This is a genomic window from Candidatus Polarisedimenticolaceae bacterium, from assembly GCA_036376135.1.
Taxonomy (GTDB): domain Bacteria; phylum Acidobacteriota; class Polarisedimenticolia; order Polarisedimenticolales; family DASRJG01; genus DASVAW01.
Window position 1 is genome coordinate 1 of record DASVAW010000131.1, and the last position, 26,080, is coordinate 26,080.

A 26,080-nucleotide genomic window follows, 5' to 3' on the forward strand; every position below is an offset into this window, starting at 1 on the left:
GGGCCCGTCACGGCAGCGTCCGGTAAGCCGGGAGGTTCCGCAGGGGAGCGAACGCGGGGTTCCCCAGGATCATCCCCCGGTTGCGGAACCCCTCCGCGATCGCCCGCTCCAGCGCGGCGTCCGCGGCCGCCGCCTCGCGCATCCGCAGGAGCGCCGCGGCCTCGACGACCCGCGTCGCGGGCATCGCGACCGCGGCCCCGGCGGGCGTCGCCCGCGCAGCCGAGACGGCGTCCGCGTCGCGCCCGGCGAGGAACAAGGCGAGCACGAGCCGGTAGCGCAACCCCCGGTCTTCCGGGTGATGCCCCACCGCGCGCGTCATCGCCTCCGCCATCGGAACGGGGCGCCGCTGCTCGAGGAGCGCGTCGGCGAGCAACGTCCAGCCCTGGACCTCGTCGGGATACCGTTCGGACATCCGCCGCGCGAACGTCTCCGCGTCCTCGAACGCCTTCACTGCGATCGCGGCGTTGGCCGCCTCGCCCAGCGCGAAGCGATTGTCCGGATCCTCGCGCAGCACGTTGCGGAAGATCGCGATCGCGCCGGGCCAGTCCTGGGCCTTCGAGCGCCGTTTCCCCTCGAGGAGCGGTCCTTCCAGGTGCGCGAGCTCCTTGGGATCGCGTCCTCCCGCGTCCCTGGAGGGAAGGGCGCCCCCGCCGAGGTACCCCAGGCTCGCCAGGCGGTCGCGGGTCTCGGCGTCCATCGGCGCCGCGGCCGATTCGCTCCCCGCCGCCTTCTCCCACGCGTCGCTCGCCGCCCGCAGCTCCCCCCGAAGGTCGGCGGCGACCTCCGCGTGGGTTCCGTGGAGGTTCGAGGACTCGCCCGGGTCGGCGCCGAGGTCGTAGAGCTCGGGGGTCGGCGCCTCGATGAACTTGTAGGGCCCGCGCCGCAGCCCGTGCAGCGGCGCCCACCCGAAGCTCAGCGCCCCCGCGAGGGACTCGAAGTAGAGCGGGCGCCGGGTCGCCGCGTCTCCGGCGATCGCCGGCCGCAGGCTGACGCCCTGCACCTCCGCCGGGGCCGGGACCCCCGCGTAGTCAAGCACGGTGGGCATCAGGTCGACGAGCGACACGGGCTCCTCGACCACCCGCGCCACCGATCGCCCGGGAGGCTTCACGATCAGCGGCACGTGCATCGTCGACTGGTAGACGAGGTTCTTGTGGGTCGGCTCGCGGTGATCGCCCAGCCCCTCCCCGTGGTCTCCCGCGACGACGATCAGCGTGTCGTCGAGCGCGCCCAGCTCGGTGAGGGCGCGCAGGACGCGCCCGACCTCGTTGTCGACGTAGGCGATCTCGCCGTCGTACGGCCGTCCCTGGAAGCGCGCGTTCCACGGCGCGGGGGGCTCGTACGGGTCGTGCGGGTCGTAGTAATGCAGCCACAGGAAAAAGCGTCCCCTCGCGTGTTCCCGGAGCCACGCCTCTCCCAGGCGGCTGACGTCGGCCGCCGACCGCTGCGCGGTGTCCGGGAGCGACGCGCGGTCCGGGCCCGAGAAGAGATCCTCGTAACGATCGAAACCCTGGGCGAGACCGGTGTCCGCGGCGACGGGAAACGCCGCCGGCACCGCCGCCGTGTCGAACCCGGCACCCTTCAGGACCTCCGCGAGGGTCGTGCGTTCGTCCGCCACGCGGAAGGTGCCGTTGTAGCGGACGCCGTGCACCGGCGGGTACAGGCCGGTGAACATCGACGCGTGCGCGGGAAGCGTGATCGGCGCGGTGGACTGCGCCTGCGCGAAGCGGACGCCGCGCGCGGCGAGGGCGTCGAGGTTGGGGGTCGAGGCGGAGGCGTAGCCGTACGCGCCGAGGCGGTCGGCGCGCGTGGTGTCGAGCGTGACGAACAGGACGCCGCGCGCGGGCCGCTCGCCCGAGCAGGCGCACGCCGCGAGGGCGAAGGCGAGGATCAGCGATCGCGCGAACACCGCGGGATTCTACACGCGCTCGGCCTCGACGAGCGCCCACGGCCCCTCGGCCCCCGTCGCGCGGACGCGAAGCCCCGCGTCGGCGAACGCCTCGCGGATCTCGGGGAGGTCGTCGGTCAGGAACCCCGCGGCGACCAGGACGCCGCCGGGCCGGAGGGAGGCGGCCACGCCGGCGGCGTGGCGGAGGAAAAACGAGGAGAAGATGTTCGCGGCGACGCCGTCGAATCCGGAGCCCTCGAGGCCTTCGATCGATCCCTCGCGCGCCTCGATCCCCTCCACGAGGCCGTTGGCCTCGAATCCCTCCCGCGCGACCTCGATCGAGGCGGGGTCGACGTCGACCGCGAGCACGCGCGCCGCGCCGCACAGCTTCGCGATCATCGCGAGGATGCCGCTGCCGGTGCCCAGGTCGAGCCAGAAACTCCCCGGCCGCACGAGGCGCTCCAGGCTCGCCGCGCACTGGCGCGTCGTCGCGTGTTCGCCGGTTCCGAAGGCCATCCCCGGGACCACGCGCACGATGCGGCGCGTCGTGGCTTGCGGCCAGGTGTCCCCCGGGACGACGACGAAGCGCTCGCCGAGCGGAAGGGGCTTGAGGGTCGCCTGGTAGCGCTCGACCCACCGGCCGTCCTCGACCGCCTCCGAGCGCAGGGCGCACGCCGCGGGGTCGAGTCCGAAGGCGCGCAGGGCCTCCGCCGCCGCGTCGACGGGGAGCGGGCGCGACAGGGCCTGCGCCCAGTACACCTTCAGCCGCGTCGTCGCCGCGGCGGCCGGCTCGAGCTCGACCCCGAGCCCGTCGCGGCCGAGGACGTAGGCGAGCTCGTCCGCGAGCGCGTCCGGGACCTCCGCGACGATGACCCCCCAGCGCGGGTTCATCCGCCGAAGATGTCCTTGACCCGGTCGAAAAGCCCCCGCTCCGCCGGCTCCTCGCCGTCGAGCAACGCGAGCTTCTCGACGAGCTCGCGCTGCTGCTCGGTGAGCTTGCCCGGCACGCGGACCTGGAGCGTGACCACGTGGTCGCCGCGGCCCCGACCGCCGAGGGCGGCGATCCCCTCCCCGTCGAGCCGGAAGCGGGTGCCGGGCTGCGTTCCCGGCTCGACGACGAGCCGGGCGGAGCGTCCCCCCAGCCCGGGAACCTCGACCTCCGTGCCGAGCGCCGCCTGCGCGAACGAAACGACGACGGTCGAGTGGAGGTCGACCCCTTCCCGACGGAAGAAGGCGTGCTCCTTGACCGACAGCACCACGTAAAGATCGCCGGGGCTTCCGCCCCCGGGGGCCGCTTCGCCCTCACCCGAGAGGCGCAGGCGCGTTCCGTCCTCGACGCCGGGCGGAATGCGGACGGTCAGCGTGCGCTCGCGACGCACGAGCCCCTGCCCCTGGCAGGAGCGGCACGGCTTGACGATCCGTCGCCCCGCGCCGCCGCAGGCGCCGCAGGTCCTCGCGATCGTGAAGAAGCCCTGCTGGAAGGCGACCTGGCCGCGTCCCCGGCACTGCGTGCAGGTCTGGATCCCGTCGGGGGCGGTCGTCCCCTTCCCGTCGCAGGTGTCGCAGCGCTCGAGCCTGGGCACCTGGATGCGCGTCTCGAGACCGAGCGCGGCCTCCTCGAACTCGATCTCCAGGTCGTACCGCAGATCCGCGCCGCGCGCGGCGCGCGCGCGAGCGCGTCCGCCTCCGAACACGCCGCCGAAGCCGAACAGGTCGCCGAGAATGTCCCCGAAGTCCGCGAAGGTCTCGGGGTCGAACCCCTGGAAGCCGCCCCCGGGACCCGCGCCGACCCCCGCGCGACCGAACCGGTCGTACCTCTGGCGCTTCTCGGGATCCGAGAGGACCGCGTAGGCCTCCGCGGCGTCCTTGAACTTCTCCTCCGCCGACTTGTCCCCCGGGTTCTTGTCCGGGTGGTGCTTCATCGCCAGGCGGCGGTAGGCCTTCTTGATCTCCTCCGGCGTCGCTTCGCGGCCGACGCCGAGGATCTCGTAGTAGTCGCGGTCGGACAACCCCTCACGCCTCCTCGACCGTTTCCTCGCCCGAGGCGTCGGCGGCGGAGCCTCCGAACTGGCCCGGGTCGTACAGGATCACCTCGGAGAGGATCTTCCCGACCTCGGCGAGCTTCTCGAGCGCCTGCGTGCACTCCGCGGCGCCGCCGTTCTCGAGCGCCTTCTTGGCGTTGTCGAGGATCTTCCGGACGTTGCCCTGGCTGTCCGGCGACAACATCGCGCCGAACTCGCCGAAGGTCTTCTGGTTGCTCTCGACGAGCCCCTCGAGGCGGGCGCGGATGCGGATGAACTCCGCCTTGCGGCGGTCCTCCTCGGCGTGGAGCCTCGCGTCCTCGATGATCCGGTTGATCTCGCCGTCCGACAGCCCCCCCGACGGCGTCACGAGGATCTTCTGCTCGCGGTTGGTGGCAAGGTCGCGGGCGGAGACGTTGACGATGCCGTTGGAATCGATGTCGAAGGTGACCTCGATCTGCGGCACGCCTTTCGGCGCCGGGGGAATCCCGACGAGCTCGAACCGGCCGAGCGACTTGTTGTGGGAGGCGATCTCGCGCTCCCCCTGCAGGACGTGCACCTCCACCTTGGCCTGGTTGTCGGCGACGGTGGTGAAGATCCGCGACTTGCGCGTGGGGATCGTGGCGTTGCGCTCGATGATCTTCGTGAACATCCCGCCGCGCGTCTCGATCCCCAGCGACAGGGGGGTCACGTCGAGGAGGACCATGTCCTTGACGTCGCCCTTGAGGATCCCCGCCTGGATCGCGGCGCCGATCCCGACGACCTCGTCGGGGTTGATCTCGGCGTTGGGCTCGCGCGAGAAGATCTCGCGCACCGTCGCCACGACCTTCGGGGTGCGGGTCTGCCCCCCGACGAGCAGGACCTCGTCGATGTCCTGCGGGCGCAGGCCCGCCATCTTGAGGGCCTCCTCGCAGGGTCCCCGCGTCTTGTCGATGAGATCCTCGACGAGCTCCTCGAACTTCTCACGGGTGATCGTGGTGTTGAGGTGCTTCGCCCCCGATTCGTCGGCGCTGATGAACGGCAGGGCGATCTCCGTCGACTCGACGGACGAGAGCTCGCACTTCGCCTTCTCGGCGGCCTCCTTGAGACGCTGGAGGGCCAGACGGTCCGCCCGGAGGTCGATGCCGGTCTCCTGGTGGAACCGGTGGAGCAGCCAGTCCACGATGCGCTGGTCGAAGTCCTCGCCCCCGAGGAAGGTGTCGCCGGAGGTCGACTTCACCTCGAAGACTCCCTCGCCCAGCTGGAGGATCGAGATGTCGAACGTGCCGCCCCCCAGGTCGTACACGGCGATCTTCTTCGTTCCCGTGCCCTCGTCCATGCCGTACGCCAGCGCGGCCGCCGTCGGCTCGTTGACGATCCGCAGGACGTTGAGCCCCGCGATGCGCCCCGCGTCCTTGGTCGCCTGGCGCTGGGAGTCGTCGAAGTACGCCGGAACGGTGATCACGGCCTCGCTCACCTCGGCGCCGAGGTAGTCCTCGGCCATCTCCTTCAGGCGCCCGAGCAGGAACGCCGAGATCTCCGGCGGGGAGTAGTCGCGGTCGCGGACGCGGATCCACGCGTCCCCGTTCTGCGCGGGGACGATCTGGTACGGGACGATCTGCCTCGCCTTTCCGACCTCGCCCGATTCGAACTTCCGGCCGATCAGGCGCTTGACGGCGTGGATCGTGTTCTGGGGGTTCGTCAGCGCCTGGCGCTTGGCGATCTGCCCCACCAGACGCTCCCCGCGCGGGGTGAAGGCGACGATGGACGGCGTCGTGCGCGCTCCCTCGCGGCTGGCGATCACGCGGGGCCGTCCCCCTTCCATCGCCGCGATGCAGCAGTTGGTCGTCCCGAGATCGATCCCGATGACCTTGGCCATTTACGCGTCCTCCCGGTGCGACGGATCCGTTCCTCCCTCGACGCTCACGCGCACGAGGGCGGGCCGGAGCACGCGATCGTGAAAATAGAACCCCCGCTGCATCTCCTCGACGACGGTGTTGGCGGGGAGCGGCGAGTCGGCGTCGGTGGCGACCGCCTCGTGCACCTCGGGATCGAAGGCGAGACCCAGGGACTCGATGTCGCGCAGCCCCTCGCGGCGCAGCTCGTCGAGGAACTGCCGGTAGACCATCTCGATGCCGGCGCGCAGCGCCTCGCGATCGCCGCCTCCGCGGGCGGCGACGAGCGCGCGCTCGAAGTTGTCGAGGACGGGGAGCAGGCGCGCGACGAGCGCGCCGGTCGCGTGACGGTAGTGGTCCTCCCGCTCGCGCTCCATGCGTTTCTTGAGGTTCTCGAAGTCGGCCTGGAGCCGCAGGAACCGCTCGCGCGTCGCGGTGTCGGAGCGGCGCTCGACGCCGTCGGGCGGGACGGCGGGCGCGCGGGGAGGCGGCGCCTCCTCGTCGAAGACGATCTCGACCGTCTCGTCGTCGCCCGCGGCTTCCTGAAGCGAGGACGGCGATCTGCCGTCCTCGTCGACCCCCACGACCTCGAGGATCTCGATGTCGTCGTCGGACGGAAGCGGCGCCCCGGAACGCTGGTCGTCGCGGCTCATGCTCCGGCCCCCGGCGTGGACAGCAGGCGCGTCAACAGCCGCGCCAGGTGATCGACGAGCGCGATGGCGCGCGCGTACTCCATGCGCATCGGTCCGACGACGCCGACCGTCCCCAGCACGCGGTCCCCCGCGCGATAGGGAGAGGCGACGATCGTCAGGTCGTTGAGCCCCGGGTCGGCGTTCTCGCGGCCGATGACGACCTGCACGCCCTCCCCTTCCCCGACGCTCCCGATCAGATCGAGCAGGCGCCCCTTCGCCTCGAGGGCCCGCAGCAGCTCGCGGGCCCGCTCGACGGAATGGATCTCCGGGGCGGCGATCAGGTTCGAGGCCCCCTCGACGAAGACCGCCTGCGCGTGCGGCTCCGCCTCGACCGCGGCACGGCCGAGCTCGAGTCCCCGGGTGAGCAGGGAGTCGAAGGAGGCCCGCTCCTCGGTCAGGCGCCGCGCGATCGCCTCGCGGATCTCGTGCAGGCTCATCCCCGCGTATTCGGCCGAGAGCTGGCGGCCGATCCGGTCGAGCTCGTCCTGGTCGAACCCGTCCGTGGGCTCGAGGATGCGGTTGTGCACGACGCCGGTGCGGTCGACGACGATCGCGACGACGCGCCGCGCGTCGAGGCGGACGAACTCGAGGTGCTCGACGACGACGCGGTTGATCTCCGGGGCGAGCACGACGCCGACGTGGTGCGAGAACCGGGAGAGCTGGCGGCAGGCCTCGGCCAGCAGGTCCGTGATGTCGCCGCGGGAGCGGTGAAGGGCCTGGTCGATCGCCTGCGCCTGCTGCGCCGCGACGCGCGCGGGCCCCATCATCCGGTCGACGAACAGACGGTAGGCCCGGTCGGTCGGAAGCCGCCCGGCCGAAGGGTGCGGCTGCACCAAAAGGCCGCGCTCCTCGAGGTCCGACATGATGTTGCGGATCGTCGCCGGCGAGAGATCGAGCCCCCACGACTTCGAGATCGTGCGCGAGCCCACCGGCTCGCCGGTCACGATGTGCGCCTGGATGACCGACTTCAGGATCTCCCGCTCGCGGGGATCGAGTCCGGTTGGATCGGGGCGCCCGGGGGTGTCTTTCGCCATCGCGGTCACGCCGTCGCCCCGGCTCCGGGCGCCGTGGCCTCGCGCCCCTGCATCAGGAAGGCGCGGATGAACCCGTCGAGTCCGCCGTCGAGAACGCGGTCGGCGTCGCCCACCTCGAACTGCGTCCGGTGGTCCTTGACGAGTCGATACGGGGCGAGCACGTAGGAGCGGATCTGGCTGCCCCACTCGATCTTCTTCTTCTGACCGACCTCCGCGGCCATCTTGGCCTCGGCTTCCTCGCGGGCGCGCTCCGCGAGCTTGGCGCGGAGGATCGACATCGCGACGTCGCGATTGCGGTGCTGCGAGCGCTCGTTCTGGCAGGTGACGACGAGGTTGGTCGGGAGGTGCGTGATCCGCACCGCGGAGTCGGTGACGTTGACGTGCTGGCCGCCCGCCCCGGAGGAGCGATAGGTGTCGACCCGGAGGTCCTTCTCGTCGATCACGATCTCCACGTCGTCCTCGACCTCGGGGATCACGTCGACCGATGCGAAGGAGGTGTGCCGTCGGGCCTGCGCGTCGAACGGGGAGATCCGCACGAGGCGGTGCACGCCGCGCTCGGCCTTCATGTAACCGTAGGCATTGGGGCCGTGGATGCCGAGCGTGACGCTCTTGATCCCCGCCTCGTCCCCCGCCTGCCAGTCGAGGGTGTCGACCTTGAAGCCGCGCCGCTCGGCCCAGCGCGTGTACATCCGCACGAGCATCTCCGCCCAGTCCTGGGACTCCGTCCCCCCGGCGCCCGGGTGGATCTCGACGATGCAGTCCCCCTTGTCGTGGGGTCCGGACAGCAGCGTCTCGAGCTCGATCTCCTCGACGCGGGACTCGAGGGCCGCCACCGCACGCGCGAGGTCGGCCTTCACGTCCTCCCCCTCCCCCGCGAGCTCGAGGAAGGTCCGGGCGTCGTCGAGCAGGGAGCTCAGGCGGGACGCGGTGTCGATCGCCTCCTCCAGCCTGGAGCGCCGCTGCTGGAGCTGGCGGGCCCGATCCGGGTCCCCCCAGATCGAGGGATCGCTCAGGTCGTGTTCGAGCGCCGCGAGATCCGCGCGCTTGCGATCGACATCAAAGGAACCTCCGCAGCGCTTCGACCTTTTCGGCCTGCGCGTCGATCCGCTGCGAGAGCTCCTGCAGTTCCGGTGTGCGCACCCTCATCCTCCAAGGCTGCCTTCGAAATGTAGGACCGGGTCCCGCCTGCGCAACCCGGCGTCGGTGGCCGGGCCGACATTCGCGGAAAAAGACGATAACACAGCCGTCAGGGGCCGACCTTCGTCACCCAGGCGCCGGCCTGACCCTCGCCCCGGAGGCGCTGGACGGCCTCCTCGGCCGCTTCCCGCGTCGGGAAACCGCCCACCCGCACCCGGTAAAGCGCGCCGCTCCCCTCCCGCTGGGACTCGACCTTGACCGGCCACCCTTTCGCGCCCAGGGAGCGGACGACGACCTGGGCCGCCTCGGGATCGCGACCGGCGAAGACCTGCACGAACCACGAGCCGGGGGTCGCCGGCCGGGGCCCGGGACTCGAGGGGGCCGGCGCCGGGGATCCCGGTCGGGCCTCCCGCCCCGGCTCGGCCTTCCCCGCCTGCCCGGAGAGGGTGTCGAAGAAGGTGAGCTTGTCGGTCGCGTCGACGGCCTGCTCTTCGACGTGATCGAGCGGTCCCGCCCCGGCCGCGGCCGGCGCGGCATCCGGGGCGGTCCAGCGACCCGCGAAGAACGAGGCCACCACGAGCGCGGCGAGGACGCCCCCCGCGAGCCAAAGCGACACTCCCTCGAGCCGGACCTCGCGATCGTCAGCCACGCGACGCGTCCTCGAGATCCGCGACGGCGATCGAGTTCTTCTTTCCGGCCTTGACCGACTGCATCGCCCGGTCGGCGCGAACGACGAGCTCCTCCTTCGCCCGGGCGTGCAGCGGGAAGGAGGCGATGCCGAAGGAGGCCGTCATCGGCTGCCCGGCCGTCGGGCCGAGCTCGCGCTGGAGCATCGGCCGCGAGGAGATCGCCTCGCGGACGCGCTCGGCGACCTCGAGCGCGCCGTGCCACTCGGTCTCGGGGAGGACGATGCAGAACTCGTCTCCGCCGAAGCGGAACAACTTGTCGAACTTCCGGATCTTCGCGCGCACGCGCTGCGAGACCTCGAGGAGCGTGCGGCTTCCCATGGCGTGCCCGAGCCGGTTGTTGACCTCCTTGAGGTTGTCCATGTCGAAGAAGATCAGCGACAGCGGCGTCTTGAACCGGTTCGAGCGCGCCATCTCCTCGACGAGGAACTCCTCGAAGTGCCGGCGGTTGAAACACTCCGCGGTGTCGTCCCGGATCGTCAGCTCGCGGATGGCGCGCACCTGCGCGGCGTTCCCGAACGCGTCGCGGGACGCCGCGGCGAGCTCGTCCAGGCGAGCACCCGCGTCGGCGGTCGGATCGAAGACGAGAAGCAGCGCCACCGTCCCGTCGCGCCCGTCGCGCAGGGGAACGGCGAGGGAGGCCTTCGGCGCGCCGGGGAGATCCCCCACCGGACCGACGCGCTCCCAGCGCTCGCTCGCGACCGGAAGCGGCACCTCCCTCGCGCGGCCCACCGCCCGCAGCGCGAGCAGGCGCGCGTCGTCGGCGGGGAGGCTCGTCGCGAGCGGGGCGAAGCCGCCGGCCTCCTCGTCCCGCCCGAGCGCGACGAACGCCGCGCCGCCGCTCCACTCGACGGCGATGCGGCCGAAGGTCTCGAGCTGCGCGGGAAGCTCGAGGGCACGGTAGACCTCGAGCGCCGCCCGGAGCACCGCGTCGTCCCTCGTCTTCGTTTTCGTCTTCACCGGCGCCTACCGGAGGAACGCCTTGAGCATGTCGATCGGAAGCGGGAACACGATGGTCGAGTTCTTCTCGGTCGCGATCTCCGTGAGGGTCTGCAGGTAACGCAGCTGGAGCGTCGTCGGGTGCTGGCCGATCACCTCCGCCGCACGCCCCAGGGCCGACGCCGCCTGCTCCTCCCCTTCCGCGTGGATGATCTTCGCGCGCTTCTCGCGCTCGGCCTCCGCCTGCTTGGCCATCGCCCGCTGCATCTCGACGGGAAGATCCACGTGCTTGACCTCCACCGCGGAGACCTTGATCCCCCAGGGGTCGGTGTGTTTGTCGAGGATCGTCTGAAGCTCCTGGTTGAGCTTCTCCCGGCCGCTGAGCAGCTCGTCGAGCTCCTGCGAGCCGAGGACCGAGCGGAGCGTCGTCTGCGCGAGCTGGCTCGTGGCGTAGTGGAAGTTCTCGACGTCCACGACGGCGCGGCGCGGGTTCATCACCCGGTAATAGACGACCGCGTTCACCTTCACCGACACGTTGTCGCGCGTGATGATGTCCTGCGGCGGGACGTCGTGGACGACCGTCCGCAGGGACACGCGGAACATCCGGTCGACGATCGGGATCAGCAGGAAGATCCCGGGCCCGTAGTCGGTCGGACGGAGGCGGCCGAGACGGAAGACCACCCCGCGCTCGTACTCCGGGAGGATCTTGACGGAGTTCGCGAGGACGAGCACGACGACGACCAGCACCACGAGAAGCGCGGCCGGAAGCTCGAATCCGATCATGCGACCTCCCCGGAGGCCCGCCCGTCGAGCGGGCGGACGTGCAGCACCATCGATTCCACCTTTTCGACGCGGACGCGACGACCCGCCGGAACGTGTCCCGCCGCGCTGACCGCGTCCCAGAGCTCCCCGTGCACGAAGACGCGCCCCTCCGGCACGAGGGCGCGCTCCACGGTCCCCACCTCCCCCTCGAGCCCCTCCGCCCCGGTCGCGAGCGGGGCGCGCTGGGCTGCGGCGGCGAGCCGGACGGCCAGCGCGCAGAACGCGCCGAGGGCCAGGACCGCCGGCAGGAGCACCAGGAGCGGGACGCGCAGCTCGGGGACCGGGCCGGGGAACATCATCCAGATTCCCACGCCCAGACAGGCGACCCCGGCCGCGGTGAGCAGGCCGTGGGAGACGACCTTCACCTCGAGCACGAAGCAGGCGAGCCCGCCGGCCACGAGCAGCAAACCGACGAACGAGAAGGGGAGCATGTTGGCCGCGAGCGCGAACAGGAGCAGGCTCACCGCGCCGACGACGCCCGGGACCCAGCCGCCCGGATTCTGGAACTCGAACCAGAGCCCGCCGATCCCCACGAGGAAGAGGATCAGGGCGACGGTGGGGCTCGCGAGCTCCTCGACGATCCGCTGCCAGCCCGTCCGCTCCACCTCCACCACCGCCGCCCCGGCGAGATCGAGGCGCGCGCGGGTTCCGTCGAAGCGGGTGATCTCGCGGCCGTCGAGCTTCGCGAGGAGCTCCGCCCGGTCCTTCGCCACGATCTCCACGAGCCCCGACGCCGAGGCGACCGCGTCGGTGTACACCTCGGCGGACATCACCGCCTGCTCGGCCTTGGCGACGTCGCGTCCGCGGTGCTCGGCGATCGAGCGGGCGAGCCCGGCGAAGTCCTTCGTCATCTTCTTGAGGGCGACGTCGTCCTCGGGATTCGGACCGACACCCCGGATCACCGAGGCCGCCCCGGTGCGCGTCCCCGGAGCCATGGCCGCGACGTCGGCCGCGAGGAGCATCAGGAATCCGGCCGACGCCGCGCGCGCGCCGGCGGGGCCGACCCACACGCAGATCGGGGTCTTCGAGGCGAGCATGCGCTGGACGATCGACTCGAGGGCGCGGACGTCGCCCCCGGGCGTGTCGAGCTCGACCAGGATCAACGCGTCGCCGGAGGCCGCCGCCGCGTCGATGGCGTCGTAGATGCGGTTCGCCGTCGCGTGCGTGACCTCCGTCCCGAACGGAACGAGCCTCACGGTCGGGGCGGCGGACGCCGCCGTCGCGTACACGACGCCGGCGGACGCGAACGCGAGGAGAAACCGTGTCATGGCGCGAGTATAGGAGCCGCGTTCGAACAGGGTCAAGGCAAGGAGCGGGTCGCGCTCACGGAGCGCGGACCCCCGAGAGCGCCTCCGCCGCGCCGCGGTCGCGGGGGTTGCGGCGCACCGCGTCCTCGAAGGCCAGGGCGGCCTCGTCCTTCCGGCCCTGCGACGCGAGCCACCGCCCGAGGCTCGTCGGCGAGGCGCTGAAGCCCGGGTCGATCGCGAGGGCGCGGTCGAACGACGCGCGCGCCTCCTTCTCGTCCCCCCGCTGCAGGGCGATCACGCCGAGGTAGTGGTGCGGGCGCGGGTCGCGCGGGTCGAGGTACGCCGCCGCATGGAAGGCCTCCGCGGCGCCCGCCGGGTTCCCCGCCGCCAGGCGCGCCGTCCCGAGCCTTCCGAGCAGGCGGGCGTCGAGGTCCCGGCTCTGCCCGAGCGCGACCTCGTAACACGCCGCCGCGCGCGCGTGATCGCCGTGCTCGGAGAGCAGTCCCCCCGCCTCGACGAGGGCCGGCGCGTCCCCCGAGCGGAGGTCCGCGAGGGCCTTCGCCGTGGCGAACGCCGCCGCGGCGTCCCCGCGACGCCGCTCGAGCAGGAAACGCGTGGCGAGCACCATGCCGTTCGCCGGGTCGGCGGCGAGCGCCGCATCGACCCGGCGGCGGGCCTCGTCGAAGCGGCCGTGCAGGAACAACATCCTGCTCAGGTCGGCGGCCGCGGCGCCGTCCGCGGGGTCGTCGCGCAGGACCTTCAGGTACTGCTGCTCGGCCTCCGCGATCTTCCCCTGCGCCTGGAGGACCGCGGCGAGCAGGCCGCGCGCCTGGTTGCGAAGCACGGCCGACGCCTCGGTGTCGGTCTCCGCCGCGGCGAGCGCCGCGAGGGCCTCCTCCTCCGCGCGTGCCGGGTCCCCGGTCTCGAGCAGCGCGTTCACGCGCGTCGAGCGCGCGATGTGGTTGCGGGGATTCGCCTTCAGGATGGCGTCGATCTCGGCGAGCGCCGAGGCGGCCTCCCCCGCCGCGAGCTTCGCGCGCGCCGACTCGAGGCGCCGGACCTCCTTGATCCCCTCCTTGGGATCGAGGCGGGATCCCTCCCCGCCGGTCTTGAAGAAATCGCCGCCGAGGTAGCCGAGGCTTCGGAGCTTCGCCTCCTCCTCGGGGTCGAGCTTCCGCGAGGCGTCCGCCTGCGCCGACGCGTCGGTGGTCGACGACTCCCACGCCGCCAGGAGTCCCGCCATCTCCTGCGCGCGCTCGGGGTCGTTCCCCGCGAGGTTGTTCGACTCCGCGCGGTCCGATCGGAGGTCGTACAGCTCCGGCTGCGGCGCCTGCACGTACTTGAAGTTCGAGTCGCGGGCCATCCGAAGCTCCGACCATCCGAACTCCAGCCGAGGCTCGAGCGATTCCGCGTACGCCACCCTGCCGACGCCGTCGTCGCTCCCGGAGAGGCGCGGAAGGAGGCTGCGCCCCTGGGCCGCCTCGAGGGCGGGCTGACCGACGAGGTCGAGCACCGTCGGCGCGAGATCGACGAGCTCGACCGGACCCTTCACGCGGGCGCCGGCGTCGACGAGCCCGGGGGCCCTCACGATCCAGGGCACGTGGACGACCGGTTCGTAGAGGAACACCCCGTGCGTGCGCTCGCCGTGCTCGCCGAGCGCCTCGCCGTGGTCGGAGACCGCCATGACGATGGCGGACTCGAGGACGCCGGCGCGCTCGAGCCGCCCGAGCAGATCGCCGATCGCGGCGTCCATGTAGGCGACTTCCCTGTCGTACCCCTCGCCGGGGAGCTTGCGATCCGCGAGCTCCGGCGCGTCGTACGGGTCGTGGGGGTCGTAGTAATGGACCCAGAGGAAGAACTTCCGCTTCGGGTCCGGGCGCGCCGACAGCCAGGCCGCCACGCGCTTGTTGACGTCGAGCGCGCGGCGCTCGGCCTCGTAGACCTGGTCGCGTCCCCCCTCGTAGCGGTTCACCGGAACGTCGTCGAAGACGTCGAACCCCTGCTCGATCCCGAACCCGCGATTCAGGACGAACGCGGAGACGAACGCGGCCGTCTCCCATCCGCGCTCCTTCAGGCGCTCGGCGAGGGTCGTTTCGGTCTCGCGCAGACGGTAGATCCCGTTGTGGCGGACGCCGTGCGTCGCCGGATAGCGCCCGGTGAACATCGACGCGTGCGACGGCAGCGTGAGAGGGACCTGGCTGATCGCCTCGTCGAAGACCGATCCCTCGCGGGCGAGCCGGTCGAGGTTGGGGGTCAGCCCCCCGCGGTTCCCGTACGCCCCGAGCCGGTCGGCGCGCGTCGTGTCCATGGTGATCACGACCACCGAGCGCTCCGCGGGGGGCGCGGCGGGGGCGCACCCCGCAAGCCACGCGAGTCCCAGCGCGGCGGCCGCGACCGCGGCCGGGAACGGGCGCGACTTCGGCACGATCAGCTCCTCGAGGCGCGGCGCCCGAACTTCGTCTCGAACGCCCGCTCGACGTTCGGGGGCACGAGTCCGCGGATGTCGCCGCCCAGGCGCGCGACCTCCCGGACCAGCCGGCTGGAAAGGTAGGAGTACGCCTCGTTGGGCATCAGGAACGCGGTCTCGACGCCGGGGGCGAGACGGCGGTTCATCATCGCCATCTGGAGCTCGTATTCGAAGTCCGAGACCGCGCGAACACCGCGCAGGATCAACGTGGCTCCGACCCGCTGCGCGTATTCCACGAGCAGGCCGTCGAAACAATCCACCTCGACGTTGTCGAACGAGCGCGTGGCCTCGCGGAGCAGTCCGGTCCGCTCCTCCAGGGAGAACAGCGGCTGCTTGTCCTCGTTGCTGAGGATCGCGAGAATCAGCCGGTCGACGTGCCGCCGCCCCCGCTCGACGAGGTCGAGGTGGCCGTAGGTGACGGGATCGAACGTCCCCGGGTAAACGCCGATGTGCATCACGCTCCCCTCCGCGTCTTCGGACGCGGCGCCGTCCAGGTCCCCGCCTCCACCAGCAACTCCTCCGCGTTCCGGCGGGCGCCCTCGGTGAGCTCGCGCCCTCCGAGCATCCGGGCCAGCTCCTCGACACGGGCCGCGCCGTCGAGCGCGCAAATATCCGTCGAGGTCCGGCCTTCGGCCACCCGCTTGCGGACATGGTAGTGACGCGACGCGTGGGCGGCGACCTGCGGGAGGTGGGTCACGCACAGCACCTGGTGGCGTCCCGCGAGCGTCCCGAGTCGGGCCCCCACCGCCGCCGCCACGGCCCCCCCGACGCCGGCGTCCACCTCGTCGAAGACGAGCACGCGACCCGACCCGGCCCCCTCGAGGACGAGATGCAGCGCGAGCATCACGCGCGACAACTCTCCGCCCGAGGCGGTCTGGGCGAGCGGACGGGACGGCTCCCCGGGGTTCGCGGCCAGGAGGAACTCCGCCCGCTCGGCGCCGCGCGGCCCCGGAGGTCCCTCGCGCAAGGCGACCGCGAACCGCGCCTTCACGAGCGCGAGCGCCCCGAGCTGCGTTTCGACCTCGCGCGAAAGCACGGCCGCCGCGGCGCGCCGCCGCTCCGACAACGCCTTCGCGGCGGCGGCGTACGCCGCCTCGGCCTCCTCCGCCGCGCGCTCGGCCTGCTCGATCGAGCGGTCCACGTCCTCGAGCTGCGCGCGCTCCGCCTCCGCCGCCTCCCGCGTCGCGAGGGCCGCCTCCTCGTCCGGGCCGTACCGGAGCAGGAGCCGGTCGAGCGCGGCCAGGCGCGTCGCGATCCCCTCGAGACGGGCGGGATCGAAGTCGGCGCGGTCGCGCCAGGCTCCGAGGGTGGCGCCGGCGTCCTGGAGCTCGAGCCGCGCCGTCTCCACGCGCCGCGCGAGCTCGGCGAGCCCGGGATCGATCTCCGCGAGCTCTGCGACCCGGCGGGCCGCCGAGGCGGCGAGGGCGGCGGCCGACGGCTCCCCCTCGTGCAGCGCGTCCGTCGCCTCCTCGAGAAGGCGGGCGACGCGCTCGGCGTGCTGGAGCACCCGACGCTCGCGGTCGAGGCGCTCGCGCTCGCCGGGACGCGGGTCGAGGGCGTCGATCTCGCGGACGACCTCGCGCAGCGTCGCGATCCGCGCCTCGCGATCGCGCGCCGCGTCCCGGAGGTGCTCGAGGGCCTCGCGCTTCCGCCGGCGCTCGTCCCAGGCCGCGGCCACCCGATCGGCGGCCTCGGCCGCCCCCGCCCGCGCGTCGAGCAGGTCGAGCTGGCGGTCGCCGGCCAGCAGGCTCTGGTGCTCGTGTTGTCCGTGCAGCTCCACGAGCAGGCCGCCGATCTCGCGAAGCACGGCGACGGTCGTCGGGGATCCGTTCACGAACACCCGGCCCCCGCCGGAGGAGGCGACCTCCCGCTTGACGACGAGGCCGTCTTCCCCGCGCTCGACGCCCCGCGCGTCGAGGAGCGCCTCGAGGGGCGAGGGGAACGGCGGCTCGAACACCGCCTCGACGATCGCGCGGTCGGACCCCGACCGGACGAGCGAGGCGGAGGATCGCTCCCCGGCGGCCAGGCCCAGGGCGTCGACGAGGATGGACTTGCCGGCGCCGGTTTCCCCGGTGAGGACGTTGAGCCCCGCGCCGAATTCGACGGTGAGCTCCTCCACGACGGCGACGTTGCGGATGCGGAGCGTGCGCAGCATGCGTGATTCCGGGAGGCGTGCGGGAGCCGCGAGGATACCACGCGTTCCTTTTGACGCCCCCCCGGGGCTCCGTTAGCATGGCCGCGTTTTTTGTCGTCAAGGAGGTGCGTTGACCGCGCCGATTCTCGCCACGAACGCGACCAACCTGGACGTCTGGTCGCTCGTCCTCCAGTCCGGGCCGATGGCGACGTTCATCCTCGTCGTCCTCGCCGGCTTCTCCGTCGTCTCCTGGGCCATCCTCGCCGAAAGGTTCAAGGCGTTCCGGCGGGCGGAGTCCGAGACGGACGCGTTCCTCCAGCGTTTCCAGCAGGGGGGAGGCCTCGCCGCCATCCAGGACGCGACCGCACCGCTGAAGCACTCCCCCGTCGCCGCGGTCTTCCGCGCGGGGTTCCGGGAGATCAGCCTCAATCCGCCTCCTTCGGGGCACGTGACGGAGACCGCGGAGCTCGAGGCGCTCGATCGCGTCCTGCGCAAGACCGCGACCGTGAAGCTCCACGACCTCGAGCGCAGCCTGGGCCTGCTGGCGACGACCGCGGGCGCCACGCCGTTCATCGGACTGTTCGGCACCGTCTGGGGAATCATGAACGCCTTCCGCGCGATCGGCGGCTCGCAGAGCGCCTCGCTGCAGTCGTACGCGCCCGGCATCGCCGAGGCGCTCGTCGCCACCGCCGCGGGGCTCGCGGCCGCGATCCCCGCGCTCATCGGGTACAACCACTTCCAGCGCCGGCTCCGCTCGATCGAGACGCGCCTGGAGGAGTTCACCGCCGACTTCATCCACCGCGTCCAGGGACGAAGGAGCTGAGGTGGGCGCCGGCGTCTCTTCGGGTGGTCCCCGTCGCGACCGCAGGCCCCTCGCCGACATCAACATCACGCCGCTGGTCGACGTGATGCTGGTGCTCCTCATCATCTCGATGCTCGCGGCGCCGATGCTCCAGAAGGGGATCCAGCTCGAGCTCCCCGAGGCCGCGAGCGCGACGGACATCCGCGACTCCCAGGTCGTCGTCTCGCTCGATCGCGACGGCCGCCTGAGGATCGGCGACACCCCGGTGCACGTCGACGTCCTCGAGTCCCGCATGAAGGCGCTCGCGACGTCCCGCCCCAAGGAGACGGTGTTCCTCCGGGCGGACAAGTTCCTCCCCTACGGCGAGGTCCTGCTCGTCATGGATCGCATTCGCAAGGCCGGGGTGACCCGCGTCGCGCTCGTCACCGTGCCCCTCGACACGGCGGCCGAGCGCCGCTGAGGGCCGATTGAGGATCGTCCTGCGCTTCCGCGCTCCGCGAGGCGTCCCCGGCGGGTACGTCGGGGCGTCGCTCGCCGCACACGCCGTCTTCGCCGCCGCGCTCGTGCTCGTGCCCCTGCTGCGCCCGCGGCCGCCCCTGATCCCCGTCGACGCGACCGTCGTCGAGCTGGCCGGCCCGCTTCCGACACCGTCGCGAGGCGGGTCGAGCGCCGTGGCCGCCCCGGCGCCGCCGAAACCCGCGCCGAAGGTGGTCGAGAAACCCGCGGAGAAGCCGCCCGCGCCGGAGAAACTCGTCCTCGCCAAGCCTTCCAAGAAGAAGGAACCGGACAAGAAAAAGAAACCCGAGCCCGCGGAAGGGGCGGAGGGCCCGCCGTCGGCCCCCCCTGCCCCCGCGAGCCCCGCCCCCGCGGGAGCCGGCACCGGCGTGACCGCCCTGGAGGGAGGGGGCGTCCCCGGCGCCGGCTGGTACAACGCCGCGGTGACGAGCGCGCTCCAGAGCGCGTGGGTGAAACCGGTGCTCGACGCCGCCGACCAGGCCTACTCGGTCGTCGTCGCCTTCGAGATCGGCCGCGACGGGAACGTGTTCAACCTCGCCGTGGACATCCCCAGCGGCGTCGCCGCGCTCGACCGCTCCGCCCTGCGCGCCGTGACCGACGCCGCGCCGTTCCCCGCCCCTCCCGCGAGCGCCGGCGGCTCCATCCGCCAGCGCATCCGATTCGAGCTCACCCCCGAATGAGGAGATCGATGTCGCGCGCCCTCGTTTTCGTCGCCGCCGCGGCGCTCGTCGCGTCCGCCCTCCCCGCCCAGCAGCCCGCCCCCGCCGATCCGGGCATCACCGGTGTGGTGAAAGGGGAAGGGTTCACGCGCATCCGCATCGCCGTCCCCGACGTCGAGGCGGAGCCCGGCGCCGAGAGCGTCGCCCGCGAGATCTCGGCCGTGTTGCGCGACGACCTCGCGTTCAGCGGGTACTTCGAGGTCGTCGACCCGGCGACGTACGCGATGATCGCGACGTCCAAGGAGAAGACGGCCGCCGCGAAATGGCTCTCGATCGGCGCCGCCGCGGTCGTGACGAACCGGGCGAAGGTCGCCGGCGGGCGCATCGACCTGCGGGCGCGCCTCGAGGACACCCAGCAGGGCGCCAAGCTCTTCGAGACGCGGTACGGCGGAACCGTCGAGCTCGCGCGGCGCGTCGCCCACCAGGTCGCCGACGACATCGTCAAGCACTTCACCGGACGCCCCGGGATCGCCCTCACGCGGATCGCCTTCACCTCCAAACACGGCAAGGGGAAGGAGATCTACCTGATGGATTACGACGGCGCCCGCGTCCGCCGGATCACGACGACCGGAACGATCAACCTCGCCCCCGCGTGGTCCCCGTCGAGCGACCGGCTCGCGTTCATCTCGTGGCGGGGCGGCGGCCCTTCGGTCTACGTACTCGACACGGAGGGGACGCTCACGCGCATCCCGGTCCTGACCTCCGAACTGAACTCCTCCCCGGACTGGTCTCCCGACGGTCGCAAGCTCGTCTACACCTCGATCGCCGACGGAAACGCCGAGTTGTTCCTGCTCGACCTCACGACGGGGAAGAACACGCGCCTGACCCGCTCCCCGGGGATCGACACCTCCCCGGCGTGGTCCCCCAACGGACGCGAGATCGCGTTCACCTCCGACCGCGGCGGCACGCCCCAGATCTACCTGATGGACGCCGACGGCCTGAACGTGCGCCGCGTGACCGGCGACGGGAACTACAGCGACTCCGCGGCATGGTCGCCGCGCGGAGACAAACTCGCCTACGTGACCCGCATCGACCGCCGCTTCCAGATCCTGATCCGCGACGTCGCGACGGGCTCCGTCGCGCAGGTCACGAGCCAGGGAAACAACGAGAACCCCCGCTTCGCTCCCGACGGGCGCCATCTGGTCTTCGCGTCGGATCGTGCGGGCTCCTACGACATCTACACGATGGCGACCGACGGATCCGACGTGCGCCGCCTCACGAAAGGGGGCGACGCCTTTACCCCGGACTGGTCGCGCTGATAAAATCGCCGTCCCTCGGCCCACCCACAGGAGACCGATCATGCGTATCCGGCTCGCCGCGTTCCCCCTGCTCGTCGCCGTCGCCCTCCTCGCCGTCGCGACGGGTTGCCCCCCGAAACCGGTCGAGACGACGCCCACGCCCGCACCCGCGCCGGTCGAGACGCCGCCGCCCACGCCCGCACCCGAGCCCAAGACCGAGGTCACCGAACCCTTCAAGCCCGAAGCGCCGGTCACCCGCGAGGTCGTCCCGTCGATCGACGAGATCAACAGGAGCGGCGTCCTGAAGACCGTCTACTTCGGTTACGACAGCTCCGAGATCGACGACGCGGCGCGCGCGGCGCTCCAGTCCAACGCGGACTGGCTGAAGAAGAACGCGAAGTTCGTCGTCGAGATCGGCGGCCACTGCGACGAGCGCGGCACGATCGAATACAACATCGCCCTGGGGAATCGCCGCGGAGACTCCGTGCGCCAGTACCTCGCGAGCCTGGGCGTGAACCCCTCGCAGCTCGTCGTCGTCTCGTACGGCGAGGAGAAGCCGGTCGATCCCGGACACGGCGAGGAGAGCTGGGCGAAGAACCGCCGCGCCGAATTCGTCGTCGTGCGCTGAGTCGATGCGCGTTTCCTTTCGTCTTTCCGCCCTTGCGGTCGCCCTCGCGGCGACCGCAGGGTGCGTCCTCCCCGACGACGTCGCCCGCCTCCAGCAGGACGTCGCGGACGTCCGCAACGAGCTCGCCAAGGTCAAGGCCGAGCAGGCCGCCGCCGCGGAAAGCGCCAAGAAGCTCGAGGCGCGGCTCGGGACCGTAGACGCCGTCCCTCGCACGGAGTTCGCGGACCTCAAGCTCCAGGTCGACGGGTTCCGACGTCAGATGACCGCCCTCGACGAGCGCATCGCCGAAGCGGAGCGCCGGATGGATCGCGTGGGCCAGGACGTCGCCGCCAGCCGCGAGTTGAGCAAGCGCGCCGCCTCCCAGCCCCCCGTCGGGACCCCGGGACCCGCGCCCGCGGCGAGTCCCGCCCCCGAGAGCCTCTACGGCCAGGCCTACGGCGATTTCTCGAAGGGGAACTGGGCCCTCGCAGCCTCGGGGTTCGAGGAGTACGCGGAGCGCTTCCCCGACAGCGACCAGGCCGACAACGCCCTCTACTGGATCGCCGAGTGCGCCTTCGCCCAGGGGAGGTACGCCGACGCCCTCCAGGCGTACGACCGGATGCTGGAGCGATATCCGCGCTCCGAGAAGGCGGCGGCCGCCAATCTGAAGAAAGCGCTGGCGCTGCTGGAGAAAAACGAAGTGGGGAAGGCCTCGGCGCAGCTCCGATACGTCGTGGACACCTACCCCGGGACCGACGAGGCCAAGATCGCCACGGACCGGCTCGCCGCCCTCGGCCGCTGACCGTCCGCCCCCCGCCTTGACGCCCCGGGGGGCGTTCTCTAGAATCCGGGGGTTTTTCGGAGGTCCAACGTCTTCATGGCTAACCACGCTTCGGCTGAAAAGAAGAACCGCGCGGACGTGCAGCGCAACCTGCGCAACCGCCAGCACATCACGCGGCTGCGTTCGCAGGTCAAGAAGTTCCGTCAGGCGGTCGCGTCGGGTGACGCGGCGACGGCGAAGGGGATGCTCGACGACACCCTCGCCCTCGTGGACCGCTCCGCGAAACACGGCGTCATCCACGACAACGCCGCCGCCCGGACGAAGTCCCGCCTCGTCGTCTCCTTGAACAAGCTGGCCGCCAAGTAGCCCGGACGGGCGTCGCTCAGGCGCCCCTCGCCCGCACCGCCGCGACCGCCGCCAGGGCGGTCAGCCCGACGTTCTGCAGGAGTTTCGACGCGCCCACCGGCTCGGACGCCCCCTTCCCGAAACAACCGCAATCGATCGAGAGCCCCTTCGACCACGCCCAGACGACGGCCAGGGTGAAGACCACCATCGCCCCGGTCGCGACGACCGCCGCCGCGCGCTCGCGGATCCCCGCGAGCAGGGCGAGCGCCACGACGAGCTCGATCCACGGCAGGGTCATCGCGAGGAGGTGGTGCGACCACACGGGGGCCAGCTGGTACGCGGCGATGTCCTTCGCGAACTGGGGGACGTCGGAGATCTTCGGGAGCGCCGCGGCGAGAAAGACCAGGGCGGTGGCGATCTGGGCGGTCCTTACGACCCAGCGATGCCGCAGGAAGTCCTCCATCACTTCGCCTCCGTCGTGCGGTTCAGCGGGTACCCCGCCCCCTCCCACTCGGGGGTTCCGCCGACGAAGACGAGGAGCTTCTTCTGCCCCGACTGGAGCATCGCCCAAGCCAGGTTCATCGACAGCTCGCAGGTCCCCCCGCCGCAGTACACGATGATCGGCTTTCCCTGCGCGTCGAACTTCGAGAGGCGCTCCGGGTCGAACGCCGCCTCGTCGTAGGGAAGGTTCACGGCGCCGGGGATGTGCCCGCCGTCGTACTCCTCCTTCGGCCGGGCGTCGATGAACACGGCCGCCCCGGCGTCGAAGAACTTCTTCACCGCGCCGAGCTGCATCTGGATCGGCTGCGCGAGATCGGGGACCGCCGGCAGGTCGGCCGCGTTCGGCTCCGCCATGCGGAATGGGCTGTCCGAGACCACGGGGGGAACCGGCGCCGGCGCGGATCCGCCGTCGGCCGACGCCTCCAGAACCGGGAGCGGCGCCTCGGTCTTGATCCAGGACAGCGACCGTCGCTGGAAGTCCTTCTTGTGGAGGGCGTCTTCCCCTCGGCGCACCATCACGTTCTGTCCGAGCCCGAGCAGGGCGCCCAAGGCCACGATCGCGACGGCCCCGAAAAAGACGCCGCCGCCGTTCCGGTCGTCGTACGAGGACATGCAAGGGACTCCGCCGGCGCTCGACCCGGAGCGGGGTTCGGGGGATGCTCCGGGGGCCGGCGGGGGAATATACCCCGCACCCCCGCCGGGGGCTAACGCCTGCGGGCGGCCGCCTTGCGACGGGGCTTCGGCTTCCCGCCGACGGACCTCAGAACGTCGAGCGCGGAGATGATCCCGACCGCCTTGCGCCCCTTCTTCACGATCACGCGGTGGATGTGTTTGCCGACCATCATCCTCGCGACCGCGGCGACCTCGGCATTCTCGGTGACGGCGTGGACGACGGGGGTCATGACGTCCTCGACCTTGCCGGTGTTCACGTCCTCGATCTGGAAGCCCTTCGGGAGCGGACGACCGTCCATCTTCGCCGCGGCGTAGAAGTCCGACGGCAACACGAGCTCGTCGTCGCGCGTCAGGTGATAGTAGAGAAGATCGGTCTGCGAGATCACGCCGACGAGGTCGCCGGAGCCGTCGACGACCGGGGCCCCGCTGAATCCCTTCTCGAGGAAGAGCTTCGCGAGGTCCCTGAGGTCCATGTCCCTCGGGACGCAGACGACCTCGTTCGACATCACGTCCTTGGCGGTGGCGGCCATCGTGCTCTCCCGTGCGACTCGAGCGGATCCGTCGGGAGCCGATCCTACACCATCGATCAGCGGCGACGCCGCCCCTTGCGCGGGCCCTTTCCCGGCGGCCGCGCGGCGCGTGCGGGGACGACCTTGCGCGCGCGGGGCGGCCGCGGGGCCCGAGGGGCGGTGGCCTGCGATTCGGGCACGAGATCGACGCGCCGGAGCACCGTGTCGACCTTCGCGACGACGACGCGAAGCGGGTCGCCGAGCCGGAACGCCGCCCCGCTGCGCGAGCCGCGGAGCTCCTGTCGCGACTCGACGTACTCGAAGCGGTCGTCGCCCAGCGACTCCGCCCGCACCAGGCCGTCGACCAGGCTCTCGGTGAGCTGCACGAACAGTCCGAACCGGGCCACGCCGGTGACGACGCCGTCGAACGCCTCTCCTTCGCGGCCGGCGAGGAAGGCGATCTTCTTCCACTCGAGCACCTCGCGCTCCGCGGCTTCCGCGGCGCGCTCGAGGCGCGAGCAATCCTCCCCGAGCTTCTCCAGGTCCGCCGCCAGCTGCGCCAACGCCGCCCGCCGCCGATGCCGCAGCGCCCGGAGGGCCCGGTGCACCACGAGATCGGGGTAACGTCGGATCGGCGAGGTGAAGTGGGCGTACACGGGCGCCGCGAGTCCGAAGTGCCCGGTGTTCGCGGCGGTGTAGCGCGCCTGCTTCATCGAGCGCAGCGCAACCGACGCGACGAGGCGCTCCTCCGGCCGCCCCGCCGCCGCGTCGACCAGGCGCTGCAGGTCGCGGGGGCGCACCCGCTCGGGGTCGACCTTCCAGTCGATGCCGAACCCGGAGGCGAACTCGCGCAGGGTGTCGACCTTGAGCGGGTCCGGCGCCTCGTGCACGCGGTACAGGCACGGCGCCTCGTGGCGCTCGAGCAGCCCGGCGACCGCCTCGTTCGCGGCGAGCATGAACTCCTCGATCATCCGGTGCGCCCGGTTGCGCTCCTCGATGCGGATCCCGGTCATCGCCCCCTCGACGTCGAGGAGGATCTTCGGCTCGGGGAGATCGAAGTCGACGCTCCCCCGCGCGCGGCGCCTCGCCTCGAGGAGGACGCGCAGACGATCGGCGGCGAGCAACATCGGCGCGACCTTCGCCGGGATCGCCGCGCTCCGGCGGCCGCTGTCGAGGAACTCCCCCACCTGCCCGTAGGTCAGGCGCGCGGCCGATCGGATCACGCCGTCCGCGAAGCGCACCCCGGCGGGCTCCCCCTGCGGGTCGAAGTCGAGAACGGCCGACTGGACGAGGCGGTCCTCGAGGGGACGCAGCGAGCAAAGGTCGTTCGAGAGGGCCTCCGGGAACATCGGCAACACGCGATCGGGGAAGTAGACGCTCGTTCCGCGGGCGCGGGCCTCGCGGTCGAGGGGATCCCCCGGGGCGACGAACCAGGCGACGTCGGCGATGTGCACGAACAGGCGGAACGCCCCGCCGTGCAGCTCCTGCACCGCGATGGCGTCGTCGAAGTCCCTCGCGGTCTCGCCGTCGATCGTGACGGGTGCGGGGTCGTCGAAACGCTCCCGTCGTTCGGATTCCTCGCGCGGCACCGCGTCGGGGAGGGCCTGCGACGCCTCGAGCGTCTCGTCCGCGAACGCCATCGAGAGCCCGTGCCGCCGCGCCACGATCTCCGTATCGACCCCGGGAGCGTCCGGCCGGCCGAGGACTTCGAGGACCTTCCCCTCCGCACGTCCCCAGGGCGAGGTTCCGCGAAGGACCTCGACGGTGACCGCCTCGCCGTCCTTCGCGCCCATCCGGAAGGCTCCGGGGATGTGGACGTCGAGCGGATTCGTCGGATCGAACGAGACGACGATCCCGGCGCGATCGCGCTCGCGGAACAGCCCCACCACGCGTCGGCTGCGGCGGTCGAGGATCGAGACGACCTCCCCCTCGCGCTCCCCTTTCGGCCCCTCGCGGACGATCCGCGCGGCGACGACGTCCCCGCCCATCCCCCCCGCGGTGCGCTTGGGAGGGATGAACAGGTCGGGACTCCCGTCCTCGGGCACGACGAAGCCGTACCCGTCCCGGTGCATCTGCAGGCGGCCTCTTACGAGGCCGCCCGACGTCGAGGGAATCAGGCGGTTGTCGCGCGTCTTGGCGATCCGCCCGTCCTGGAGCAGGTCCTTCGCGGCGCGCCGGATCTCGGGACGGTCCTCGCGCGCGACGTCGATGCGCCGGAGGATCTCGCGGAGCGAGAGGGGTCGGTAGGATTCGGACTGCACATACGCGAGAAGCGCCGCCGCCGCCGCTTCCCGATCGAGACGACGCGTCACGCGCTCTCCTTGACACTTTCGAAACGCGGTTGCTAGTGTAGCGCCGCCTCTTGGCCGAAGTGGCGGAATTGGTAGACGCGCAAGATTCAGGATCTTGTGGGCGCAAGCCTGTCCGGGTTCGAGTCCCGGCTTCGGCACCA

24 protein-coding genes, 1 tRNA gene and 1 pseudogene are annotated in these 26,080 nt (G+C 71.9%); 8 read left to right on the top strand and 18 right to left on the bottom strand.

From position 1 onward, the window contains the following. Window positions 1–7 precede the first annotated feature (7 nt). The 14 genes and pseudogenes from VF139_13480 to recN all read right to left on the bottom strand — a co-directional run bounded on the left by VF139_13480 (window position 8) and on the right by recN (window position 16,959). The gene (locus tag VF139_13480; GenBank protein HEX6852404.1) at window positions 8–1,906 is read right to left on the bottom strand and encodes a sulfatase-like hydrolase/transferase; all 1,899 of its coding nucleotides are present in this window, start codon (window positions 1,904–1,906) and stop codon (window positions 8–10) included. Window positions 1,907–1,915: 9 nt separating this feature from the next. Continuing rightward, a complete protein-coding gene (locus tag VF139_13485) occupies window positions 1,916–2,776 on the bottom strand; it encodes a 50S ribosomal protein L11 methyltransferase (GenBank protein ID HEX6852405.1) in 861 nt (286 codons plus the stop codon). Then, on the bottom strand, window positions 2,773–3,894 hold the full coding sequence (dnaJ, locus tag VF139_13490; GenBank protein ID HEX6852406.1) for a molecular chaperone DnaJ: 1,122 nt from the start codon (window positions 3,892–3,894) through the stop codon (window positions 2,773–2,775). The genes VF139_13485 and dnaJ overlap by 4 nt, the downstream gene beginning before the upstream one ends. Before the next feature lie 4 nt (window positions 3,895–3,898). Continuing rightward, window positions 3,899–5,764 (bottom strand): molecular chaperone DnaK, encoded by a 1,866-nt coding sequence (dnaK, locus tag VF139_13495; protein HEX6852407.1) that lies wholly within the window; start codon window positions 5,762–5,764, stop codon window positions 3,899–3,901. Further along, window positions 5,765–6,433, bottom strand: coding sequence for a nucleotide exchange factor GrpE (grpE, locus tag VF139_13500; protein ID HEX6852408.1), 669 nt, complete (start codon window positions 6,431–6,433; stop codon window positions 5,765–5,767). Beyond that, window positions 6,430–7,506, bottom strand: coding sequence for a heat-inducible transcriptional repressor HrcA (gene hrcA / locus VF139_13505; GenBank protein ID HEX6852409.1), 1,077 nt, complete (start codon window positions 7,504–7,506; stop codon window positions 6,430–6,432). The genes grpE and hrcA overlap by 4 nt, the downstream gene beginning before the upstream one ends. Before the next feature lie 5 nt (window positions 7,507–7,511). After that, window positions 7,512–8,534 (bottom strand): annotated as a pseudogene (prfB, locus tag VF139_13510) (peptide chain release factor 2). A gap of 218 nt (window positions 8,535–8,752) precedes the next feature. Beyond that, the gene (locus tag VF139_13515) at window positions 8,753–9,292 is read right to left on the bottom strand and encodes an SPOR domain-containing protein (protein HEX6852410.1); all 540 of its coding nucleotides are present in this window, start codon (window positions 9,290–9,292) and stop codon (window positions 8,753–8,755) included. Further along, the gene (locus tag VF139_13520) at window positions 9,285–10,289 is read right to left on the bottom strand and encodes a GGDEF domain-containing protein (GenBank protein ID HEX6852411.1); all 1,005 of its coding nucleotides are present in this window, start codon (window positions 10,287–10,289) and stop codon (window positions 9,285–9,287) included. The genes VF139_13515 and VF139_13520 overlap by 8 nt, the downstream gene beginning before the upstream one ends. Before the next feature lie 6 nt (window positions 10,290–10,295). Next, window positions 10,296–11,051: a slipin family protein gene (locus tag VF139_13525; protein HEX6852412.1), complete on the bottom strand. Its 756-nt coding sequence runs from the start codon at window positions 11,049–11,051 to the stop codon at window positions 10,296–10,298. Further along, window positions 11,048–12,358, bottom strand: coding sequence for an NfeD family protein (locus VF139_13530; protein ID HEX6852413.1), 1,311 nt, complete (start codon window positions 12,356–12,358; stop codon window positions 11,048–11,050). The genes VF139_13525 and VF139_13530 overlap by 4 nt, the downstream gene beginning before the upstream one ends. Before the next feature lie 55 nt (window positions 12,359–12,413). Continuing rightward, the gene (locus tag VF139_13535; protein ID HEX6852414.1) at window positions 12,414–14,762 is read right to left on the bottom strand and encodes a sulfatase-like hydrolase/transferase; all 2,349 of its coding nucleotides are present in this window, start codon (window positions 14,760–14,762) and stop codon (window positions 12,414–12,416) included. 2 nt (window positions 14,763–14,764) lie between these two features. Next, window positions 14,765–15,259, bottom strand: a complete 495-nt coding sequence (gene coaD / locus VF139_13540) for a pantetheine-phosphate adenylyltransferase (GenBank protein HEX6852415.1) — start codon at window positions 15,257–15,259, stop codon at window positions 14,765–14,767. Then, window positions 15,259–16,959 carry a DNA repair protein RecN gene (gene recN, locus VF139_13545; protein HEX6852416.1) on the bottom strand — a complete coding sequence of 567 codons (1,701 nt, stop codon included), beginning with the start codon at window positions 16,957–16,959 and terminating at the stop codon, window positions 15,259–15,261. Before recN ends, coaD begins: the two co-directional genes overlap by 1 nt. A gap of 109 nt (window positions 16,960–17,068) precedes the next feature. On the opposite strand from recN, the gene VF139_13550 reads away from it, so the two are divergent. The 7 genes from VF139_13550 (at window position 17,069) to rpsT (ending at window position 21,967) form a co-directional block, all read left to right on the top strand. Further along, on the top strand, window positions 17,069–17,761 hold the full coding sequence (locus VF139_13550) for a MotA/TolQ/ExbB proton channel family protein (protein ID HEX6852417.1): 693 nt from the start codon (window positions 17,069–17,071) through the stop codon (window positions 17,759–17,761). 1 nt (window position 17,762) lies between these two features. Continuing rightward, window positions 17,763–18,200: a biopolymer transporter ExbD gene (locus VF139_13555; GenBank protein HEX6852418.1), complete on the top strand. Its 438-nt coding sequence runs from the start codon at window positions 17,763–17,765 to the stop codon at window positions 18,198–18,200. 7 nt (window positions 18,201–18,207) lie between these two features. Then, window positions 18,208–18,936 (top strand): energy transducer TonB, encoded by a 729-nt coding sequence (locus VF139_13560; protein HEX6852419.1) that lies wholly within the window; start codon window positions 18,208–18,210, stop codon window positions 18,934–18,936. Window positions 18,937–18,944: 8 nt separating this feature from the next. Continuing rightward, window positions 18,945–20,234: a Tol-Pal system beta propeller repeat protein TolB gene (gene tolB / locus VF139_13565; protein HEX6852420.1), complete on the top strand. Its 1,290-nt coding sequence runs from the start codon at window positions 18,945–18,947 to the stop codon at window positions 20,232–20,234. 40 nt (window positions 20,235–20,274) lie between these two features. After that, complete coding sequence (gene pal, locus VF139_13570) at window positions 20,275–20,841, top strand: peptidoglycan-associated lipoprotein Pal (GenBank protein HEX6852421.1); 567 nt, start codon at window positions 20,275–20,277, stop codon at window positions 20,839–20,841. A 4-nt stretch (window positions 20,842–20,845) separates the two neighbouring features. Next, window positions 20,846–21,622: a tol-pal system protein YbgF gene (ybgF, locus tag VF139_13575; GenBank protein HEX6852422.1), complete on the top strand. Its 777-nt coding sequence runs from the start codon at window positions 20,846–20,848 to the stop codon at window positions 21,620–21,622. Between the two features lie 75 nt (window positions 21,623–21,697). Further along, complete coding sequence (rpsT, locus tag VF139_13580; protein HEX6852423.1) at window positions 21,698–21,967, top strand: 30S ribosomal protein S20; 270 nt, start codon at window positions 21,698–21,700, stop codon at window positions 21,965–21,967. A gap of 16 nt (window positions 21,968–21,983) precedes the next feature. On the opposite strand, the gene VF139_13585 is transcribed toward rpsT, so the two are convergent. The 4 genes from VF139_13585 to rnr form a co-directional block, all read right to left on the bottom strand. Then, the gene (locus tag VF139_13585) at window positions 21,984–22,409 is read right to left on the bottom strand and encodes a MauE/DoxX family redox-associated membrane protein (protein ID HEX6852424.1); all 426 of its coding nucleotides are present in this window, start codon (window positions 22,407–22,409) and stop codon (window positions 21,984–21,986) included. Next, the gene (locus VF139_13590) at window positions 22,409–23,059 is read right to left on the bottom strand and encodes a rhodanese-like domain-containing protein (protein ID HEX6852425.1); all 651 of its coding nucleotides are present in this window, start codon (window positions 23,057–23,059) and stop codon (window positions 22,409–22,411) included. The genes VF139_13585 and VF139_13590 overlap by 1 nt, the downstream gene beginning before the upstream one ends. Window positions 23,060–23,151: 92 nt before the next feature. Next, entirely contained in the window at window positions 23,152–23,649 is a 498-nt protein-coding gene (locus VF139_13595) for a CBS domain-containing protein (protein ID HEX6852426.1), read from the bottom strand. 56 nt (window positions 23,650–23,705) lie between these two features. Beyond that, on the bottom strand, window positions 23,706–25,940 hold the full coding sequence (gene rnr / locus VF139_13600; GenBank protein ID HEX6852427.1) for a ribonuclease R: 2,235 nt from the start codon (window positions 25,938–25,940) through the stop codon (window positions 23,706–23,708). 53 nt (window positions 25,941–25,993) lie between these two features. Here rnr and VF139_13605 point away from each other — a divergent pair. Continuing rightward, window positions 25,994–26,080 (top strand) — tRNA-Leu (locus VF139_13605).